This is a genomic window from Massilimicrobiota sp. An142 (assembly GCF_002160725.1).
Lineage (GTDB): Bacteria > Bacillota_I > Bacilli_A > Erysipelotrichales > Coprobacillaceae > Allocoprobacillus > Allocoprobacillus merdigallinarum.
Genome location: NZ_NFLD01000005.1, coordinates 59,328 through 78,315 on the forward strand (window position 1 = coordinate 59,328; position 18,988 = coordinate 78,315).

At 31.0% G+C, this 18,988-nt stretch carries 22 protein-coding genes and 3 tRNA genes; 24 read left to right on the forward strand and 1 reads right to left on the reverse strand.

Going from position 1 to position 18,988, the window contains the following annotated elements; all coding sequences use genetic code 11:
- Window positions 1–157 precede the first annotated feature (157 nt).
- The 16 genes from B5E87_RS03485 (at window position 158) to B5E87_RS03560 (ending at window position 10,570) form a co-directional block, all read left to right on the forward strand.
- Window positions 158–232 (forward strand) — tRNA-Gln (locus B5E87_RS03485).
- A gap of 149 nt (window positions 233–381) precedes the next feature.
- Window positions 382–456 (forward strand) — tRNA-Trp (locus tag B5E87_RS03490).
- A 1-nt stretch (window position 457) separates the two neighbouring features.
- A tRNA-Cys gene (locus B5E87_RS03495) sits at window positions 458–531 on the forward strand.
- Window positions 532–562: 31 nt separating this feature from the next.
- A complete protein-coding gene (locus tag B5E87_RS03500; protein ID WP_143746874.1) occupies window positions 563–811 on the forward strand; it encodes a hypothetical protein in 249 nt (82 codons plus the stop codon).
- 279 nt (window positions 812–1,090) lie between these two features.
- The gene (locus B5E87_RS03505; protein ID WP_087243543.1) at window positions 1,091–3,052 is read left to right on the forward strand and encodes a hypothetical protein; all 1,962 of its coding nucleotides are present in this window, start codon (window positions 1,091–1,093) and stop codon (window positions 3,050–3,052) included.
- A gap of 149 nt (window positions 3,053–3,201) precedes the next feature.
- Complete coding sequence (locus B5E87_RS03510) at window positions 3,202–4,665, forward strand: flotillin family protein (RefSeq protein ID WP_087243544.1); 1,464 nt, start codon at window positions 3,202–3,204, stop codon at window positions 4,663–4,665.
- A 147-nt stretch (window positions 4,666–4,812) separates the two neighbouring features.
- The gene (locus B5E87_RS03515) at window positions 4,813–5,112 is read left to right on the forward strand and encodes a hypothetical protein (RefSeq protein ID WP_087243545.1); all 300 of its coding nucleotides are present in this window, start codon (window positions 4,813–4,815) and stop codon (window positions 5,110–5,112) included.
- A gap of 315 nt (window positions 5,113–5,427) precedes the next feature.
- The gene (locus tag B5E87_RS03520) at window positions 5,428–6,321 is read left to right on the forward strand and encodes a DNA polymerase beta superfamily protein (RefSeq protein WP_087243546.1); all 894 of its coding nucleotides are present in this window, start codon (window positions 5,428–5,430) and stop codon (window positions 6,319–6,321) included.
- Between the two features lie 69 nt (window positions 6,322–6,390).
- A complete protein-coding gene (locus tag B5E87_RS03525) occupies window positions 6,391–6,891 on the forward strand; it encodes a hypothetical protein (protein WP_087243547.1) in 501 nt (166 codons plus the stop codon).
- Between the two features lie 55 nt (window positions 6,892–6,946).
- A complete protein-coding gene (locus B5E87_RS03530) occupies window positions 6,947–7,426 on the forward strand; it encodes a hypothetical protein (protein WP_087243548.1) in 480 nt (159 codons plus the stop codon).
- A 36-nt stretch (window positions 7,427–7,462) separates the two neighbouring features.
- On the forward strand, window positions 7,463–7,957 hold the full coding sequence (locus B5E87_RS03535) for a hypothetical protein (RefSeq protein WP_087243549.1): 495 nt from the start codon (window positions 7,463–7,465) through the stop codon (window positions 7,955–7,957).
- Window positions 7,958–7,996: 39 nt separating this feature from the next.
- Window positions 7,997–8,437: a hypothetical protein gene (locus B5E87_RS03540; protein WP_087243550.1), complete on the forward strand. Its 441-nt coding sequence runs from the start codon at window positions 7,997–7,999 to the stop codon at window positions 8,435–8,437.
- 45 nt (window positions 8,438–8,482) lie between these two features.
- Window positions 8,483–8,944: a hypothetical protein gene (locus B5E87_RS03545; protein ID WP_087243551.1), complete on the forward strand. Its 462-nt coding sequence runs from the start codon at window positions 8,483–8,485 to the stop codon at window positions 8,942–8,944.
- Window positions 8,937–9,377, forward strand: a complete 441-nt coding sequence (locus B5E87_RS03550; RefSeq protein ID WP_087243552.1) for a hypothetical protein — start codon at window positions 8,937–8,939, stop codon at window positions 9,375–9,377. Before B5E87_RS03545 ends, B5E87_RS03550 begins: the two co-directional genes overlap by 8 nt.
- 11 nt (window positions 9,378–9,388) lie before the next feature.
- Entirely contained in the window at window positions 9,389–9,814 is a 426-nt protein-coding gene (locus B5E87_RS03555) for a hypothetical protein (protein ID WP_087243553.1), read from the forward strand.
- 27 nt (window positions 9,815–9,841) lie between these two features.
- Entirely contained in the window at window positions 9,842–10,570 is a 729-nt protein-coding gene (locus B5E87_RS03560; protein ID WP_087243554.1) for a hypothetical protein, read from the forward strand.
- A 409-nt stretch (window positions 10,571–10,979) separates the two neighbouring features.
- Here B5E87_RS03560 and B5E87_RS03565 read toward each other — a convergent pair whose 3' ends face one another.
- Complete coding sequence (locus B5E87_RS03565) at window positions 10,980–11,471, reverse strand: hypothetical protein (protein ID WP_087243555.1); 492 nt, start codon at window positions 11,469–11,471, stop codon at window positions 10,980–10,982.
- Between the two features lie 338 nt (window positions 11,472–11,809).
- On the opposite strand from B5E87_RS03565, the gene B5E87_RS03570 reads away from it, so the two are divergent.
- The 8 genes from B5E87_RS03570 to B5E87_RS03605 all read left to right on the forward strand — a co-directional run bounded on the left by B5E87_RS03570 (window position 11,810) and on the right by B5E87_RS03605 (window position 18,950).
- Window positions 11,810–12,460 carry a hypothetical protein gene (locus B5E87_RS03570; protein ID WP_087243556.1) on the forward strand — a complete coding sequence of 217 codons (651 nt, stop codon included), beginning with the start codon at window positions 11,810–11,812 and terminating at the stop codon, window positions 12,458–12,460.
- Between the two features lie 291 nt (window positions 12,461–12,751).
- Window positions 12,752–12,997 (forward strand): helix-turn-helix transcriptional regulator, encoded by a 246-nt coding sequence (locus B5E87_RS03575; RefSeq protein ID WP_087243557.1) that lies wholly within the window; start codon window positions 12,752–12,754, stop codon window positions 12,995–12,997.
- Window positions 12,998–13,095: 98 nt separating this feature from the next.
- Window positions 13,096–14,034, forward strand: coding sequence for a hypothetical protein (locus tag B5E87_RS03580; protein ID WP_158095540.1), 939 nt, complete (start codon window positions 13,096–13,098; stop codon window positions 14,032–14,034).
- Between the two features lie 24 nt (window positions 14,035–14,058).
- Window positions 14,059–14,361, forward strand: a complete 303-nt coding sequence (locus B5E87_RS03585; RefSeq protein ID WP_087243559.1) for an STAS-like domain-containing protein — start codon at window positions 14,059–14,061, stop codon at window positions 14,359–14,361.
- Window positions 14,354–14,866 (forward strand): hypothetical protein, encoded by a 513-nt coding sequence (locus B5E87_RS03590; protein ID WP_087243560.1) that lies wholly within the window; start codon window positions 14,354–14,356, stop codon window positions 14,864–14,866. Before B5E87_RS03585 ends, B5E87_RS03590 begins: the two co-directional genes overlap by 8 nt.
- Before the next feature lie 174 nt (window positions 14,867–15,040).
- Complete coding sequence (locus tag B5E87_RS03595; protein WP_087243561.1) at window positions 15,041–16,426, forward strand: hypothetical protein; 1,386 nt, start codon at window positions 15,041–15,043, stop codon at window positions 16,424–16,426.
- A 14-nt stretch (window positions 16,427–16,440) separates the two neighbouring features.
- On the forward strand, window positions 16,441–16,998 hold the full coding sequence (locus B5E87_RS03600) for a hypothetical protein (protein ID WP_129736868.1): 558 nt from the start codon (window positions 16,441–16,443) through the stop codon (window positions 16,996–16,998).
- A 134-nt stretch (window positions 16,999–17,132) separates the two neighbouring features.
- Window positions 17,133–18,950, forward strand: coding sequence for an AAA family ATPase (locus B5E87_RS03605; RefSeq protein WP_087243563.1), 1,818 nt, complete (start codon window positions 17,133–17,135; stop codon window positions 18,948–18,950).
- The last annotated feature ends 38 nt before the right edge of the window (window positions 18,951–18,988 follow it).

Consider the following 18,988-nt stretch of genomic DNA (forward strand, 5'->3'; position numbering starts at 1 on the left):
GTCGAGGCACAGGCTCCATGGTAGAAAAATCCAGAGAAGAAAAACATATGGTGATATATTCTGTAGTTGATGCCATGGTTGGAGGTCACAGAGTCCTTCTTTTATGCAATGAAAGCAAACGAGGAGCAGCTTGTTGAGGTATGTACGTCTGTTTTATATCGGGATAGCATAATGGTAATGCGCATGGCTCTGAACCATGTCAGTGGAGGTTCGAATCCTTCTCCCGATGCCAAAAAAATTTCAAAATTAGCAATTCATGATAAAATGATAGTGGTAATCCTAATATCAGGAGCCACTATAATAGAAGATGGTAGCAGGGAACTATCATCTTCACTATACTATGACATTATTGATGATAGAAAACCAGTATCATCTTCAAATATCTCCATAGTTTAGTTGGTAGAACGTCGGTCTCCAAAACCGAAAGCAGATGTTCGAGTCGTCTTGGAGGTGCCATGGTTTCTTGGCAGATTGGTTATGCGCAGGACTGCAACTCCTGTCAAGCTGGTTCGATTCCAGCAGAAATCTCCATAAATTCTATTGAGGTGATTTTATGTCTTATATGAGAAAAAGACACGACAGAGCTACAAAGCTTCGTAATGATTACAAGCACATGGCTCGCAAGAAAGAAATCATCCGTAATACATATACGGATAGCTTTTGGAGGGATGAAAGAGCAAAGAAAAGACTCTTTACGCATCGTCTAAGCGATGCCAAGATACACAAAAGCTGTCCTTTGCTTCAAAGGAAAACAAATAAACTTGGATATTCATATTCAGACAAGAAAAGAATGAAGCCTATTGAAGCGTAAAGAAAATTTCAAGCGTGAAGGGTATCTCTTGCAGATAGCATCCTTTTAAAAAGTAAGTCATATTATAAAGTATATAAGGATACTCTTTTACTCGCTATCAGATAGCTTGAAATTTGTGAACGTACTTTTCTGTTGTGTGCTTTCCTTGGAAAGCATTTGATGTAGCATCCTTTTAATTCTAAAAAACGGAAGATTGGGGAAGCAGAAAAGCTTATTGCTACAAGATAGTTCGCATGGGGCTTTATGCCCCTTTTCTTTGTATATAAGGAGGTATAAAACATGGAATTAAAGAACAATTATCAGTATTTATTACTTTCACAATATAGAATGGCTGTTTATGATGATACAGAATTGCCATTAACTCATGAAAATCTCATTAAAGCCATCACATTGAATGAGAATCTATTATCTCTCGGTTATACTTTAACAGCTAAGGATATCATTACATTAGCAACTTCTCCATCATTAGACACCTTTTACTCCTCAATCAAATCCATCATCCCAAATATCAAAGCTAAGCCAATGTATCCAAACTTTCCTCAACAGGTCATGAAGATGGATGAGGCAACATATCGCTTCCATCAAATGGTTCACTATTTTTCGACATATGGACTTGAATCTATGTTGCCAATTGAGATTTGTAAAGGATGGTTGCCTAGCGTTGAAGACACAGAAAAGATTAAAGAGGATGATACGTTATTAGAAGCCAAGGTACTAAGACTTTTACCTTGTAAACTCCAATATCAAACTCCTTACACATTATCTGTATCAAAGACTGAAAGAATGACTGCCATGGAAAGAGAAATTGTCAGACATGCGTGTACAGAAATTCCTTTAAAAATCCTTCAGCAAACACCTATCCCATTTAAGGAGAATTTATTGGAATTATCATGGATTCTTTTCAATACATTAGAAAAACAATCATTTCAGGATACACTTTCAAAAATCTGCAAACATACCGGAGATGTGTTAAGAGTCATCGCATACATCTATAAAAGAAATCATTACCATTTCAAGACAAGTCAGAAAAGAATGTTTGTGCAGGTTCTGGAAAGATATTCCCCTGCAGACCTTGAAATAAACCTGATGCTTTCTTGGAAGAAAAGAGAGGGAAATATCAAGGTTTTACAGGGGATTGATTATCAGAACTACTCTCGCTCATTACCTCATATGAATGCTGTCAAAAAGCTAAGAAACAAGGAGTTGCGTTCATGGAATGGACAGGTTGATGCTATGCTTAAGATAAAGGATGAAAAGGCCGTCTCTTACATTGGTCAAAGACCAGGAATGCTACTGAGAATGATGGCATGGTTGATGAGACTAGGATATGATAAAGAATCAATCAAGAAGGAACTGATGTATCATCGTGAAGACTTATCTATGCCAACTCTTATAACAGTCTTGACGTATTTCGGGGGACATGAGGAAAGAGAAGAGGCTGAAGGAATTTATGAAGTTTTAAGTGAGGTTCTTTTTGAAAAGATGAAATATCTCAAAACACCTCTACAGAACAAGAAAGTCTATGTGGATGAAGGAAACTTCTCCATGATAGATTCCATTGTTGAGTGTTCATCAAAATCTGATGAGGGAGGATACATCAGAAGTGGACTTGCCATCAAGATTCCAGAGAATGTAAAGAGATTACGTTTCTTTGTCTACTGGAATGACAAGAAGAGAGTGGATATTGACCTCCACGCTGATGCCTTTGATAAGGAAGGAAATGCATTTCATGTTGGATGGTATGGAGAATATCATAAAAATGGTATTGTGACATCAGGAGATATCACACATAGCAACGCTGCAGAATATATTGATATTGATATGACAAAGAATGTAGCTCGTGTCGATGCTCAAATTGATATCTACGATGGAAAGAGAAGTTTCAAGGAAATAGAAGAGTGTTTTGTTGGAATGATGGCTGTCAATCAATTAGGAGAAGACGTGAAGCTATATAATCCAAAGAACTGCTTCTTCTCACATTATCTAAGAAGTCAGCTGGACTATATGAACTATGGATTTATTGCTGTAGACAAAAGACTTCTAATCTTTGGAGGAAAGAATAGACTAGAAGACTTGTACTCATCAAAGTTCAATCTTAAAGTCTATGTGGATTTGCTTTGCTTGGCACAAGGGGCAACAATGGTTTCCAATAGAGAGGAAGCTGAAATCATCTTAAGTGTAGATAAGAGAGAAGAAGAGAATAGTGTATCTCTGATAGATAATAACTTTTTTGTTGAATAGACTGCTCATATAGGGTAGTCTATTTTTTATAAAGAAACGGATATGTTAATAATAGGAAAATCATAAAATTATTTAGAAAAATAACAAATATTTATAAAAATATGTTATTATAGAGAAGTCAAAAATAGTAAAGAAAGGAGGTTGGATGAATGTTAAATACTATTTTATCGCCAGGAATTATTATAGGAGCCATCGTTATTATCATTATTGTTTTGATTGTGTTGACTGGTTATGTCAAGGCATCACCAGATACGGCGTATATTATATCTGGATTGAGAAAAGAACCAAAAGTTTTGATTGGTAAAGCAGGAATTAAAATACCTTTCCTAGAAAAGAAAGATGAATTGAATTTACAATTAATTCCTATTGATGTACAAACTTCTAACGCTGTACCAACAGCCGATTATATCAATATTAATGTCGATGCTACAGTGAATGTAAAAATCAGTGACAAAACAGAATTATTGAATTTAGCTGCACAAAACTTTTTAAATAAATCGACAGAATATATTGCAAGAGTAGCACGAGAAGTCCTTGAGGGAAACGTTCGTGAAATTGTCGGCCGAATGAATTTGGAAGAAATGGTTTCTGATAGACAAAAATTTGCTGAATTGGTTAAGGAAAATGCAGAACCAGATTTGGCAAAAATGGGACTAGATATCGTTTCTTTTAATGTTCAGAATTTCATGGATGACCAACAAGTTATTGAAAACCTTGGTGTTGATAATATTGTAAAAATTCAAAAGAATGCAGCCATTTCTAGAGCAGTGAGCGAACGAGACATTGCAGAAGCCCAATCAAAAGCTTCACAAGAAGCCAATGATGCTAGAATTGAAGCGGAAACAAAAATTGCAGAAAGAAATAATGAATTAGCCATTAAACAGGCAGAATTAAAGAAGGTTTCTGATGCAAAGAAAGCAGAAGCAGATGCTGCTTATAAGATTCAAGAAGAACAATCTCGTAAGTCTATTGAAATTGCCACTGCAGATGCCAACATTATGCGCCAAGAAAAGGAAATTGAATTAAGAAGAAAAGATGTAGAAGTCACTGAACAAGAATTAGAAGCCAAAATCAAAAAACAGGCAGAAGCTGAAAAATTTGCTGCTCAACAAAAAGCTGATGCTGAATTGTATAAGCGTCAAAAAGAAGCTGAAGCAAGATTCTTTGAGACTCAAAAAGAAGCCGAAGCTCAAAAGGCTAAAGCAGAAGCTATCAAATATCAAATGGAACAGGAAGCTGCTGGTATTGCAGCCAAAGGTGAGGCTGAAGCCAAAGCCATTGAAGCAAAAGGTATTGCTGAAGCTCAAGCTCTTGATAGAAAAGCAGAAGCTATGAAAAAATATGGAGAAGCTGCCATTGCTGAAATGTATTTCAATGCTTGGCCAAAAGCTGTTGAAGCAGCTGCAAAACCTCTTGAAAAGGTTGGTAATATTACTATGTATGGTGAAGGAAACAGTGCAAAGCTTATTGAGGACGTTATGAAAAGTACAACTCAAGTCAATTCAGGTTTAGAAGGAAGTATCGGCATGGGATTAAATCCAATGTTATCTAGTTTGCTTGGAATCAAAGCAATGTCAACTTTATCTGATAATCAGACTAATGAAGGAGAGTAATCCCCTTCATTTTTTTTCTGTATTTTTCGCACAAAGCAACATTTATATGATAAAATATAGACAATTTGAAATAGGTGTAGACACCTGGAGGGCAGAGAAGATACGTATTCATTTATGTGTTTTCTCTGTCTTTTTATGGAGGTAGAAATGATAAGAGTTAATTACGATTTTACTATCAAATCTTATTCACAGGGATATAAGGTTTATCGTGAGTTACATAAGATTGATAAAAAGGGAAACCCATTATATGATTTTTTAGGATATGCTACTGATATTCCACATGCTCTGGGAATGATTCAAAAACGCATGGAAAGAGAAAAGGTAGATGAAGGTGATTGGACATTAAAAGAAGCAATTGAACAATTCAAGGCAATTCATGATGATTTATATAAGGATTTTTTAAGTATTGAACAAACTATCAAAAACCATGAAAACACTCACTCATAATTGGATAAGATTTTGGATTGGCTACATAGCCCTGTTTATGATTTTATGCATGGCTGATGTAAAAACTGGATTGTTCTTTTATGGCCCCATCGGGATTATGCATGGAATGTTGATAGGATATATCATATATCCAAATATGAATGATAAGAAGTTTTATATTCCATACTATTTGTATTATATTTGGACATTTGTTAACTGTTTATTGTTTATATACTTGTAAAATAAAAACAACAAAAAGTAGATAATAGCATATCTATATTGACTTAAAACAGTTAATATGATATAATATGTATACATTTGAAGGAGGTATGATAGATGGCTAATAAAAGTTTTATTATTAATAAATTAAAAGAAAGATTAGCATGGATGAAGGAAAATACTGACTATAATGTGGCATTTATCTGTCTTCAGGGAAGCCAAAATTATGCTATGGATACAAAAAAAAGTGATGTTGACGTTAAGTGCTTTATAGTTCCTACGCTAAAGGACATGGTAAGCAATAAACAACCAGTCAGCAAAATTTATACTATGGATGATAACAGCATCATTGATGTTAAAGATATAAGACTGTTACCTTCATTGCTACATAAATGCAATCCATCTTATCTTGAACTTTTGTATTCTGATTATTTTTTAACAAACAATTCTTATCATCGCGTACCAACTTTAAGATTGAAAAAACAATTAAAGAAAGTTCGTCATGATATTTGCAATAGAGATGTTATGCGTTTTATGAAATGCTTAAAAGGCAATGTACATGATAGACGTAAACATATGGAAAAAGAAACAGAAACGACTGCTAAGGACATTGAAATCTATGGATATGTTCCTAAGGACTTTCATCATTTATTGAGATATACTTACATGATTGAAGAAATCAATAGACTTGGTAAAATCAAGTTTGAGTCATTAATGTCTCTTGATTTTTTAACAAGACCGAAATTCAATGAATTAAAGCTCTACAAGACAAATCCTGTTTCAAAAGTGGAAGCCATGAGATTAGCAGATATGTATGTCAATAAAGCGGATAGAATTGTAGAAGAATTTGAAGCAAACTATAGTGGCAATATTAATGATGAAATTGATGAAAAAGTGAAACATTATGTCAATGAGTATGTAGAGTTCTGTATTGAACGTGATGTGATTACAGAATTCGTTGACAAGGTTCAACAAAAGAAATTAAAAGAAGTAGAAAGAGAAAGGAGCTAAGTTATAATTTTATAGAATCTGAAAAGCTACCTTTTATGGTGGCTTTTTTTTCTTAGGAGGGATACAAGCATGACTTTAGAAGAATTAAAAAATATTAGTAATGAAATCAAGATAAGAAATAGTACAGGTACTCATATGATAAAGCATGTTTTTATTTATAAACCTTCAAAGAAAACATTTAAGACCTTTCAAAAATTAAATTTACCTTATATAAGTGACTTAATTCTTTCAATAGATGAGGACAAAAAATCATGCTTTCAGTTCTACTATGAGTCTCATCTAGAGAATGAGTTTCACGGTGTTATAGATATAGAATGCAATGAAAATGGTTTTTGTTCCTATGTCTGTTTTAAAACAAGATACTTGAGAAAGAAATCTCCTAATAAGTATAGAGATTTAGGCAATTTTGAAATATATGGCGTCATAAGGGGTGGGAAGTTATTTCAATATCAGGTTTATACATCGATAGCTTTTTATAAAGATGCTGATATTTGTCCGGGTTGTGGAAATATTAATTATTTAAGCTATCAAGAAGCGTTAAAAAAAAGAAATAGCTATTTACATGAATAACCCAGATTTTGGGCTAAGAAGAATGTATACACTGAAATAAAAGGAGTTGAAAAATATGACTTTAGAAGAATTCAAAAGCATCAGCAATGAAATTAAATTAAGAAATATGACATCTCAAAATATGATTCGACATTGCTTTATTTATAATCCAACAGAGGAAGATATTCAAAATCTTGTTAAGATGAAACTCATATATCATGAGCATAAGGATTCAGATTTCTTTACATTTGGAAAGTGGAAGCGTCCAAACAATGAAATGATTTCCTTTTTGAATGTAAAGATAGATATTCAATGCAATGAAGAAGGATTTGTAGCTTATACATGCTTCTTTGCTACTGAAGGAGGAAATAATAATAATCGAGGATATCTGAATTTAAAAGAAAACGAAATCATAGGAGTTATTCATAATCATCAATTTGGTTATTCAAAGTATGAGTCACTTAATTTTTATTTAGATATGTTATGTAGAGATAGAGAAACAAGACCTGATTTTTCTATATATCAAGAAATTCAAAAGGCGACAGCTTTATGTTAGAAATTTTATTGGGATTTTACCCAGGAGTGAAAGGAGTTGGAATTAAGAAATCTATTCCCTAATGAAGCTTTGGATTTTACACCATGGCTAGCAAAAAACAATTTAATACCAGATATCATTCATACCCTCAACCTCTTTGATAATCCTATCCATCTCTATAAGACTGAAGTTTCAGTAGGAGACTATCGTTTAGATATGATTTACAAAGAATCTGGAGGGAAGGGGAGTCTGATAGTAGAAAATCAATATGGCAACAGTGACTCCCGACATCTCGGACAAATCATCGTTTATTCCAAGCTGACTCATATACCTAAAATACTGTGGATATGTGATAAGGTGTGCTTGGAGCATCGAAGAATATCCGAGAGTTTGAATGGTATCGAGATAATCCCAGTGTCTATGGAGATTGTTCCTAGAGCAGAGAGAAGATACTTCCTTAAATCTCACATATATGGCAACTATAACCGAGTTATCACTTATCGACTTGGGGAAGATTGTGAGGTTTTGGGAAGGATTATAAATGGAGTGTAGATATAATTTCTTTTGAAAAAAGCATGAGGAGGTAGGAGAATGGAAATCACAATAAACTCAAATATATTAATTGGAAGTATTATTGCAATTATAGTCATTGTTTTTAGTCTAATAGGACTATTTTGTGATGAAGATGAAAAACTTCTGACTCATATGGGATATTTTGCTTGTTTCTTTTTTGGAACATCAGCGTTAGCGTTAGTCCTTTTTGGAAACAGTGTATTATATTCTGAAAATACGGTATTTCTAACAGAAATTCCTAATACTCATGAATATTATATTTATCATCAAGGAGATGAACAAAGTTCATTGCAGTATATGGAAGGAAATAAATTGATAACTGACAAAGTCAATGATTTAGAGATTATCTATGATGCCAAAGATGAACCTTATATGGAAATAGAGGAAGGGAAAAGCATCATCAATCAGACAATAGAAAAAAATGTAACTATTCATATGACTATTGAGGGAAATGAATAGACTTGAGATGCCAAAATGGCATTTCAAGATGTGAGGAGGTAATAGATGGCAAATGTAATTATTATACTCGGAATAATTTTTTTAATCATTGGATGCGTTTATGCTATATATTGTTTCATAAATGAAATGGACTTATATATGACGATATTCTTTTCTGTGTTTTGTTTGGTCATAGGTGGGATACTCATAAAAGATGGAATAGATAGGAAGAACGCTAAAGAACAAGAACAAATGAGAAACGAGATTGTTGATATTGATGAAAGAACTGTTGTTCTCAAAGAATTACCAGAGCAATCATCGTATTATGATGTTCAGAATTTGTCTGGTGGTACAAAGATAAAATATTTGGATGGCAAAGAATTAGTGACCTTAAATATTGATAATTATAGAGAATTTTATGATGCCGAGAATCAACCATATATTGAAATCAAAGAGAGCAAAAATACATACGGTGACGTGCTAGAAACAAATGTTGTTATTCATTTGAAGGTGCTAGAAGATGACTAATAATGAGCTTTTCCTTTATATAGGATTCGCATGTTTCTTCTTTGCGTTTATAGCTTTCTTGCAATTTCTTTGGGATGATTACGATGTTGTTATGAAGGAGTTTAGAGAAAGAGTATCCTTTTTTGCCATTTCCATAATCGTAGGATTCTTATGTTTTATTCCTGTGACGACATCTACTCAGGAAAACACTATCAAACTCAAGCCTATACCTGAACAAGGAACTTATTACACGTATCAAGAGAGTGATAAAACAATACGATATTTAGATGGAAGTGAATTAAAGAGCATGAAAGCAAATAGCTGTAAGGTTCTTTTTGATATTAATGATGATAAGCAGCCATATATGGTGAAAACTGATAATTACAATGTTTATGGCAATAAAATTCAGACAGAAGTAGTTGTACATTTGAATAGTTTAGAAACCCAAGAGTAACGGAGGTATATATGATAATAGCATTTAGTCTTATATTGATAGGAATATTATTATTTTGCTTAGGTTTATATTTGATGGAAGATTTTCATCCTGCTTTATCATTATTATGCGTTATTTTATGTTCAATTTCTGTGGCAGTAGGAATTTTCTTTCCAATTGATAAGATAACAACAAAATATTATATTGCTGAAGAAATGAAAAATAACGAGACTATTGCCTTGCTAAAGAGCAACTGTGATGAATATACAATGAAGTATATAGAAGATAATGAATTGAAGACATTAGATAAAGACAAGTCTGATACCAAAATTTACTTTGATGCTGAAAAGCCGTTTATCGAGGTGGAAAGAATACAAACTCTATTCTTTAGTGGGACGTCTATGAGCTTGCATTTTCAAACACAAAAACAGATGGAAAAATTGATAGAAAATGAATAACCTTATCCTAAATAGGAGGAGTAATATATGGATAAAACAAATCAAAGTATCGAACAGATATTTACAGACCCAAAAAATCTTGATAACTTCTTAGAAAATCCCAAGGAGTTAGAATATATATTATACGAACTTCTGACTCAAGGTGATAATATACGTTTCATTCAAATACTGACATTATTAAAAAGAAGGTTAAATCAAATAACTAGAACGTCTGAAGATAATAATGAAAAAGTATATAAAATTGGATATGCTGAAGGAATGTTAAATCTCTGCATGAAAATTTCCACTTTTAAATCCGAAATCGAAATGAAAGAAATGAATTCCTCTGAGAATTTAGTAGAGAATATAGAAAATAATTGCTGGCATAGCACTCTAAAACATAAAAAGAATTATAAAATCAAAACGGATGAAGATTATAACATATATATATTAGCTACAACAAATGACATAGATGAGCTAATTAAAATGAAAAATGGGCTCTTGTCTAATCCACGTGGATATTCTAAAAAGGAGTTATCTAAGGCAATAGAACTTTATAATAAAGAGGAATTTATAAATATAAGAGAAGAACTTTTGAAAGATAATATTGTGGCATCCTATGAAGTAACACTTATTATTGATGATTTTGGTAAAGAATTTTATTCGATTTATGATGAACCAGAGATAGATGAGTATTTAAAAGGATTTTCAAATGAAAGATTTCGTATAAAGGATATAAAACATTTAAAGGCTTTGAAAAGATATAAAAATTACTAATTGGTTTCAATCAAAAATAAGTATTAACAAAAACAAAAAAACAAAATATCAGAGGTGATACAATGACTATAGGAGATATAATACCTTTATTTCTTAAGCTATTTGCTCAATCGTGGGGACTCTGCTTTTTGGCTGTTTTTGCATGTATGAGCCTAAGTTTGTTGTTTTTGATTTTGATGGAACCAGTATTTCGAAAGTTAGATAAGAATACCTAACCAAAAGTAGATAGAATTTTTGAAAGGTGATGAAATGAATTATGTTTTGATGATGATAGTTTGTGGAATGGTTGTTAATGGGTTTAGATTGACCATCAATAAAAAAATGGCTAAGGGCATGATAATGTACGCCTTAGCTATTGTTCTAACTGTATATAGTATTTCATGGCTTGGATAAAAAAAGAGATGGCAAGCTATTTGCCATCTTCTTCACCTGTAAAGAAACCATCTAATAAACTATCAATTTCTTTATCAAGTTTAGCATCGTCTTCAACTATAGGAGTATAGTTAGAAGTTGATACTTTTTGCTGAGTGTCTTTATTGACATCATTCAACATTGCCAAAAGCTCCTCTTTAGAGAAGTTTGACATGAGTGCTCTAAGTAATGGAGCATTTTGTTGGTCAGCAGCCTTAATATGTGCTTCCAACATATCTGCATTTGCAGAAATTTTGGCTTGTTCAACTTTAGCTCTTTCAACCTTAACTTTTTCTCTGTGAGCAAGTAAGTTAAGAACTGCACTTCCAATAATAGCAAAGATAGCCATTATGAATAAGATAATTAGTGCAATTTGTACCAAGTTAAACATTCCTTCAACATTGTTCATGGCAGCAGTATTTTCTGCGTATGCCTGTTCGTACTGTGATGCTAAATCTGCATATGAAGATAAAGTTATAAAGTTTGCCATAATATTCTCCCTTCCGATACATTCAAATGAATATACCTCACCCTGGCAAAGAATATATATTTTATAGTTTATATATTCAGGTGGCCTAAATTTATTAGGACTTGAAATGAATAGTTGATATTTAATCCATAAATGATGTGAAGTGAAGAAAGATAAATATCAGACTCCCAAAACACAAAAAAGAGACTTTGAAATAAAGTCTCAAGTCGGAATAAATATACATATATATTATAGCATCAACATTGCTATTTGTAATAAAACGAAATATTTTAAATATATATTTAGAAAATAACTAAAGTCATGCTTGATATGATAAAATAAAGATGTGGAGGTGGAACATGACAGTAAATAAAATCATAAAAAAAATCATTATTTATACTTTCTTCTTCTCTTTAATCTTTTCAACTGTTTATTTCATTAAAGACAATGTAGAAAAACAAAAAGAAATTAAGGAAACGATAGCCTTTTTGTTCGACAACTGGCACAGTCAGAACATGGAGGGTATCTATGATATTTCAAAGACAAAGGCAGAGGACAATATATTCCAATATAAGACTGGATTCGAAGAGAACGAAGTCATTAGTGATATTATTAATAAACATATATATGAAGGACCTGAGTATGACTTAGATAGAGATATTGTTATAGATGGTATAGGAAAAAAAGATGCAAAGGCTTCTGTCACAATAAGTCTGCGTACATATAATAATCTTGAAGTTATAGATACTGTTATAGAAACGTTACTCAATGATAATAGTAAAATTACAAAAGATTATCAACATGACAAATTTGTCGAAAGCAACGAAGACAGTATTTTGAAAGCTACACAAGAGGTAGAAAAGACATCGCAGAAGAAAATGATTATTTATATGGAGTGTGAAGATAATAAATGGACAATTCCTTATCAAAATAATAAAAATTTCTATGATGCTATGAGTGGTGGAATGATAACATTCAGTGAATCAGTTAATACTGAGGTTGATATATAAAAAAGGCCTCCCATCTGGGAGACCTGTTCGTATGAGATAGATTTTCATAACATGATAAGATGAAATTCCTATCTCTAAAATCAAATATCAACTATATTCATTTTTTACTGAAATAATAAGGGAGAAAAAAATTTCAGCAGTCTTATTTTTTATCCTGACAGAAAAAATGGAGGGAGGTGGTCTGCATACAATGCAATCTGCCAAGACATTATTATATTATCGGTTAATTAAGACAATATTATTGTAGCATATAAATTGGATTTTGTAGGAAATCATAAGAGGTGGTTATATATGGGAAAAAAAAGACATCCATTAACAGTTTTAAAGTCCATTAGGGAACAAAGGGGCATCACTCAAGCCGAATTAGCTAAAGAATTGCTTGTCACTCCACAGTATTACAGTGCTCTGGAAAGAGGATTGAATGAACTGACATATTATGATGCCTATTTGATAGCAAGAAAATTAGGAATGCCTCCAGATGCATTGTTTATGGAAGATGCTATTGATAGATTGAGAGGAGAAGGGGGAAGAAGGTAGCAAAAATTAATTAGATATAATAATTTGGTTAGAATGGATTATCATTATTGAATATGATATGATATAGCAAAAGAAAAGAGTTGAGAAAAATGTTTAAAATGAATTACAATGGAGGACTATTAGGGGTAATCATAGATGAAAACATAAACTTTAATTCTAGATTTTTAAAAGAAGTATCTAGGATTTTCCCTATAGTTGATAAGAATGATGAAATAACGCAAATAGTAATTACACAGTTAGGGTCTATATATATTGATAATATATCATTGACATATTTATATAATATTTGTGCCTATTTCTACAAAAAGAAAGGAATAAAATGTATGGTACAAAAAATTTTATATAACAGAATCGATAATACTATTAAATCTTATGATGCTGATAAATATAATTTTATTGAAATGAATGAAATATATGTTGGAAAAATAAATTATTATACATTGTATGGAGAAAATGAATTTACTCATGTTGTAAAAGGAATAACGGATTATATTTTAAGTAAAAGTATTGTACATAAGAAAAATAAAATTGAAGAATTTCTAAAAACAACAATTGGAGAAATATTTTCAAATGCAAGTTATCATAATCAGATAAAAGAATATTATTTTTTTCAGGACTCGAGTTTAATCGAAGGAGAAATATATCTTACGGTTAATGTTATAGATTATGGGAATACTATAATTGCAAATGTAAACAAGTATTTTAAAGAAAATAATATAGTTGAAAAAACCAGAGAAAAAAGAATAGACTGGGCTATTAAGCAAGGAAATACAACTCGCATAGGTAGTGGAGGATATGGGTTGAGTACATTAATTCAATATTTAAAAAATGTAAATGGTAAACTAATAATTCTTTCTGGCAATGAAATATATGAATTGTCACCAAAAAGTGCTAATACCACAAACCTAGAAAATGCTTCATTTCCCGGCACAATTGTGTCGTTTACAGTACATCTTTATGATTTGGATAATTACTTGGAATATGATACTGATAGAAACACAATTCAAACTAGAAGTATTAATTTAAATGATATATAATATAAATGATAATGGGGTGAGAAGATGATTATAAAGATTAAAGATTTTGCACAAGGAGATACAGCTGTCTCTTATGAAGAAGGAAGAAAATGTTATGATTTAATGAAGGAAGGCTTAAATAGAGGCGAAAAAATAGTTTTAGATTTTAATGATGTCAAGTATGTTATAACAGCTTTTTTGAATCCAGTTATCGGCGATGCAATATTAAATTATGATAAAAACATTATGAATAAAATAGATATAAATAATGCTTCTACAGATATTATAGAGAAAATAAAACTTGTAAAAGAAGGTGCTTTAATTAAAAGAGAGGATTTAGATGAGTAAAGTATTTTTAGATACATGTGTATGGTTTGAGTTAGTAGCTGGAGCAAATCCAACTTCTGCTCATCAGATATTACAAACTCAAAAAGCAACAGATTTATTAAATAATATATTAAGTAGTAATGATGAAATAATTACATTAGATATTCAATTAATCGAATTAACTCAAACTATAATTAAAGCAAAATTAAAAGAATGTAATAGAGATTTAAAACAAAATGGGCAATCAGGAATTGGAAATATAAAACAATTTAGAAATGACCCTACATGCCATCAATATTATTCTAATGCAATAAATGTGTGTTCACATGCAATCAATGATATTAGAGCATTTTCTAAAAAAATTGAAATATATCATAGTGATATTGATAAAATATTATGTAATTTAATTAAAGCGGATATAAATGACTATATATATTATGAATTTTGTCAAAAAAATGATATAAGACTATACACATTTGACCAAGATTTTAATGACTTTGAATATCAATACTTAAATATACTTTAGAAAGCTTATTTTAGTTTCTACGCAGAAAAAATAATATGAGCAAGTTTATGGTAAAATATAAATGTAAATATAAACGAAACAGGACATGTCAACAGATATGTCTTTTTTTATTGCTCATATTTACGAAAATAATGGAAAGGAGCTCTTCAATAAGCAAGAGAAAGTGACAAAAAAATGAAAAAAGAACAATTCAAATCAGTGGAGATAGGACAATCTCGAAATAAAGCAATGATTATAGGATATCTGCCAGAATTTGATAAGATTTCAATTTATAACCATGTACAGGAAATTAAATTAAAAGCAACAGATGTTGAATATCAGTTTAATTTTAATCCTAGATATGTTCATATGAAAGAAAGTATCTATAGTGGGAGTGAAGAAGAACAAATCTGCAAAAAATCCAACAATAATCTCAAAAGATTATCTCAAATCATTAATAATACTAATAAAGACTTTAAAACGAATCATCAATTTATAGTCTTTCATTACTCATTAATTGATTCTATTAATAAATGGTTAGACGATTTATGGGAATCAACCAAATATATGAAATATGGAAATTTGAAGAATGATGTTGGGTTATTGCATGACGTTTTTCATAATACTGAAAAAGAATGGGTTGTGATTGATGGTAATAGTTACTTTTCATCAATTCATCAAAGTTATTTAGCAAGGAAACAATTAAAGAATGTCCCAGATGAAATTAAGGAATGGTCAAAGTATTATAATGTCAGAAAATCATTAGGAAAAGCTTATACAAAAGATATGCTGTCAACGCAAAGTGATGAATATGACATACAGATGATTCAATTGATTGCTTTGGTTATGGAAAAGAATATGAGTTCATGGAATCAAAGTGATAAAATAGATTTTATGAAGATTTTGTATAGATTATTATTTGCCATTACTTATAGAAATAAGGATAAATGGATAAATGCTAATGATATGTTTGTTTATATACAAGCAATAAGATATCTTACATTGCCATTTGATAAGACAACAACATTTAAACAGACAAATAGAATGAATTATATTCTTTTGACTGCATTATATGAAAAGGATAAGAATCTAGAAAAAACAACTTTTAATATCAAGATGTTTAGAAACCTTATTGAGGGATTAATTTCAAAGAATGAACGAAAAGAGAAATTAGATTATGTCTTAGATGGTTTAAATGAAGTGTATAATGCGATGATTTACTATCAGAACGAATCTCTTCATATTTTAAAGGATATTGACGGACAATCTGCACGAGACAGATTGACAAAGATTGATTCTTTATGTGCAAATGGAGTTATGAAATATACTTCAAAGTGTAGAGACAAGATTATTAATGATGATATTGATATTGTTCAGATGCGTAAGAAATTAAAACAAATGGCTGATAATATGATAAAAGTTTATCAAAATTATCTTAATAATAATGTAACAAAATTATTGCACAATAATCCCAAATTAGCGAGCAACATTTCAAATATTTATAAGCTTGGACACTTTGAAGACAACCTAACAGAAAGAGATTTTTTCTTATTGGTTATGGATGCTTTGAAATGTTCTTGAAAGGAAGTGATTATATGAATTTAAGAAAGAAAATAGAGGAAACGAAGAATTGTATTGAAAAAGATAATTATGCAAATAGAAATTATGAGATTTGCTGCAGTTATCTAGAATCTATAAAACTCAGAATTCAAGATAAAGAAAGAGGTGAAGATAACCATTACACTGTTATGATGTGCCCACCTAAAACCCCAAACATTGATTCATACCTTATATGTTCCAAACAACATAATGATTATGCTATTCAGATAAAGCAAGGAAAGAATAAGGATAAGGAATCAAAAAATAGAATGTGGCATAACAAATACAAAAATATTATGAATACTGATAATTATCTCTATCTTACATATGAAAAAGAATCAGATAGAATAAGCTATAATAGCCAATGGCATGTTCAAGAAGATAATACAGTAGAAACAATTCAATATATCGAAAAAAGAAAGCAAGATAATCCAAAAGAATATAAGTTTCTGAAAAAGATGATGGAAAATCTTGCTTTTTCTAATGCAAATGAAGATGAGATGGATTGGATATTATTAAATAGATTCTATGCATATCTATTTCAAAATAACTAATCCTCTTTATCCATTATCTATTTAAATATGATATACTATTAATGTAATCTTAATACGAATAAAAGACACGTCATTTCGATGTGTCTTTTTTGTTTAGGAGAAAAAATTAAAACAAGAAAGGATGAAACAAAATTATGGCAAAAACATTAAAAAAACCAAAGTATGATGCATTAACATTTGCATATTCAAAAAAAGAAGCAGGGAAAATGATTCCTAATACAACTTTTACAGCAGGAGGAGAAGATGAAAGATTCTATAGTATTAAAAACAAGACAATCTTGCCATCTACTGGAAAAGTAGCATCTATATTATCTGATAAGATTGCAAAAGCAATTTTAGAATCTCAGTTAACAAATGATGAAACGATGATAGGATGGGGTAAAAATGGAACTGAGCAATTTATTTATGGAGAATTGCCTGGTGGTTCTGCAAGTGATATAGAAAAATTCATTATTAACTTAGATGAAAAGAAAATCTATGCAACGAATATCTATTCACATCTTTTATATAAAGTTATCCTAGCATATGACTTATTGCAATTTGTCTTAGCTGGTGAAAAAGCAACAGATGAACAAAGAGAGGCTTATGAGATTTTAGCAGGTATTAACTATTTACCTACTGAACCTTTTGATGAAACATCTATTTTAGTAGATTCGGCTGAAAAAGAAAGTTTTGTCACTTTATGTGATAGTATTTTACAAACAGCATCAATGTTTAATGGTTATGAGTTTGATACTGAAATACCTAATAAAGATAAGGACTTTGATATCTATGCTAATAAGATTAAATATAATCTTTTGCCATTAGTTGCTATGCATAATAAGGTTGATGATATGTCTATTGATACTGGAGAAGAAGATGAAGATGGAAATCCTATCTATATTCCGGAAATCAAACCTCTCAAAGTCAAAAGAAAGAAAAAAGGAGCGAAATCTAAAGCAAACTCATCTATTCCGTATAAAGATAGAGATTATACGTTAATGACTGATGAAGAAGCTGAAGATTTACCTGAAGAATTAAAGATTCAAAGAGATGCATGTATTGAACTTTATGAAAGAAATAAAGAGTTTATGGATGATAATGATGAGCTTTGGGAATGTATCTTAAGCTTCTATCATGGAAACATCTGGAAAATGGGATTCTTTGGACCATCTGCTTCTGGGAAAACAACGTTTGTCAGAATGATGGCAGGAGCATTAAAATTACCTTTCGCACTGGTAACAGGTAATAGAGATACAGAAACAGCACAGTTGTTTGGACATATGACAATCAAAGATGGAGATATGGTCTTCGTTGATGGCCCATTGACTCAAATTGCGAGATACGGTGGTATCTTCTTATTTGATGAAAGAAATATGGTCAACGCTGGTGTCGTGTCAGCGACAAACAACTTGCTTGATGATACTCGTATGTGTACAATTCCTCAAACTGGAGAAACTATCAGAGCTCATAAAAACTTCAGATATTGTGAAGCTTTCAATATTGGATATGAAGGGACAAAAGAAGACAACTTGTCACATATTTCACGTATTGATGAATTCCATAAATTGGCACATACAGATGAAACAGAAGCTAAAATCGTCGTTGCGAATTCTGGAATTGAATTAGGAGTAGCCAAAACGATGATTCAAGTCAAAAACAATATCACAAAAGAAATCATAGAAGACGGGGATGAAACTACTCAAAGAGTAGATTTACGTTCTTGTATTTCATGGGCTAAAAAGACAATGGATTTGGAAGGTAATGCATTAAGAGCAGCACTTTCTACAATCTTAACACCTCTATCAAAAGAAGTTGATACAGTTTTAAGCAGTAATAATATCAAGAACTTCTCTGCTACAGGGGACCCTGTCGTAGATTATGCTTCTAATGAGATTAGAAAATATTTCGATGAAAGTGTTAAAAAGAAAGTCATCAAGAAAGAATATGAATTTGAAAAATATGAACTTTAAGAATTGAAAAGGCTGGTATTTCAGCCTTTTTATTTTAA

Excerpts from the sequence above, each read along its gene's own strand:
- B5E87_RS03500 (WP_143746874.1), top strand. The coding sequence starts at position 563 with ATGAGAAAAAGACACGACAGAGCTACAAAGCTTCGTAATGATTACAAG.
- B5E87_RS03505 (WP_087243543.1), top strand. The coding sequence starts at position 1,091 with ATGGAATTAAAGAACAATTATCAGTATTTATTACTTTCACAATATAGA.
- B5E87_RS03510 (WP_087243544.1), top strand. The coding sequence starts at position 3,202 with ATGTTAAATACTATTTTATCGCCAGGAATTATTATAGGAGCCATCGTT.
- B5E87_RS03515 (WP_087243545.1), top strand. The coding sequence starts at position 4,813 with ATGATAAGAGTTAATTACGATTTTACTATCAAATCTTATTCACAGGGA.
- B5E87_RS03520 (WP_087243546.1), top strand. The coding sequence starts at position 5,428 with ATGGCTAATAAAAGTTTTATTATTAATAAATTAAAAGAAAGATTAGCA.
- B5E87_RS03525 (WP_087243547.1), top strand. The coding sequence starts at position 6,391 with ATGACTTTAGAAGAATTAAAAAATATTAGTAATGAAATCAAGATAAGA.
- B5E87_RS03530 (WP_087243548.1), top strand. The coding sequence starts at position 6,947 with ATGACTTTAGAAGAATTCAAAAGCATCAGCAATGAAATTAAATTAAGA.
- B5E87_RS03540 (WP_087243550.1), top strand. The coding sequence starts at position 7,997 with ATGGAAATCACAATAAACTCAAATATATTAATTGGAAGTATTATTGCA.
- B5E87_RS03545 (WP_087243551.1), top strand. The coding sequence starts at position 8,483 with ATGGCAAATGTAATTATTATACTCGGAATAATTTTTTTAATCATTGGA.
- B5E87_RS03550 (WP_087243552.1), top strand. The coding sequence starts at position 8,937 with ATGACTAATAATGAGCTTTTCCTTTATATAGGATTCGCATGTTTCTTC.
- B5E87_RS03555 (WP_087243553.1), top strand. The coding sequence starts at position 9,389 with ATGATAATAGCATTTAGTCTTATATTGATAGGAATATTATTATTTTGC.
- B5E87_RS03560 (WP_087243554.1), top strand. The coding sequence starts at position 9,842 with ATGGATAAAACAAATCAAAGTATCGAACAGATATTTACAGACCCAAAA.
- B5E87_RS03565 (WP_087243555.1), bottom strand. The coding sequence starts at position 11,471 with ATGGCAAACTTTATAACTTTATCTTCATATGCAGATTTAGCATCACAG.
- B5E87_RS03570 (WP_087243556.1), top strand. The coding sequence starts at position 11,810 with ATGACAGTAAATAAAATCATAAAAAAAATCATTATTTATACTTTCTTC.
- B5E87_RS03575 (WP_087243557.1), top strand. The coding sequence starts at position 12,752 with ATGGGAAAAAAAAGACATCCATTAACAGTTTTAAAGTCCATTAGGGAA.
- B5E87_RS03580 (WP_158095540.1), top strand. The coding sequence starts at position 13,096 with ATGAATTACAATGGAGGACTATTAGGGGTAATCATAGATGAAAACATA.
- B5E87_RS03585 (WP_087243559.1), top strand. The coding sequence starts at position 14,059 with ATGATTATAAAGATTAAAGATTTTGCACAAGGAGATACAGCTGTCTCT.
- B5E87_RS03590 (WP_087243560.1), top strand. The coding sequence starts at position 14,354 with ATGAGTAAAGTATTTTTAGATACATGTGTATGGTTTGAGTTAGTAGCT.
- B5E87_RS03595 (WP_087243561.1), top strand. The coding sequence starts at position 15,041 with ATGAAAAAAGAACAATTCAAATCAGTGGAGATAGGACAATCTCGAAAT.
- B5E87_RS03600 (WP_129736868.1), top strand. The coding sequence starts at position 16,441 with ATGAATTTAAGAAAGAAAATAGAGGAAACGAAGAATTGTATTGAAAAA.
- B5E87_RS03605 (WP_087243563.1), top strand. The coding sequence starts at position 17,133 with ATGGCAAAAACATTAAAAAAACCAAAGTATGATGCATTAACATTTGCA.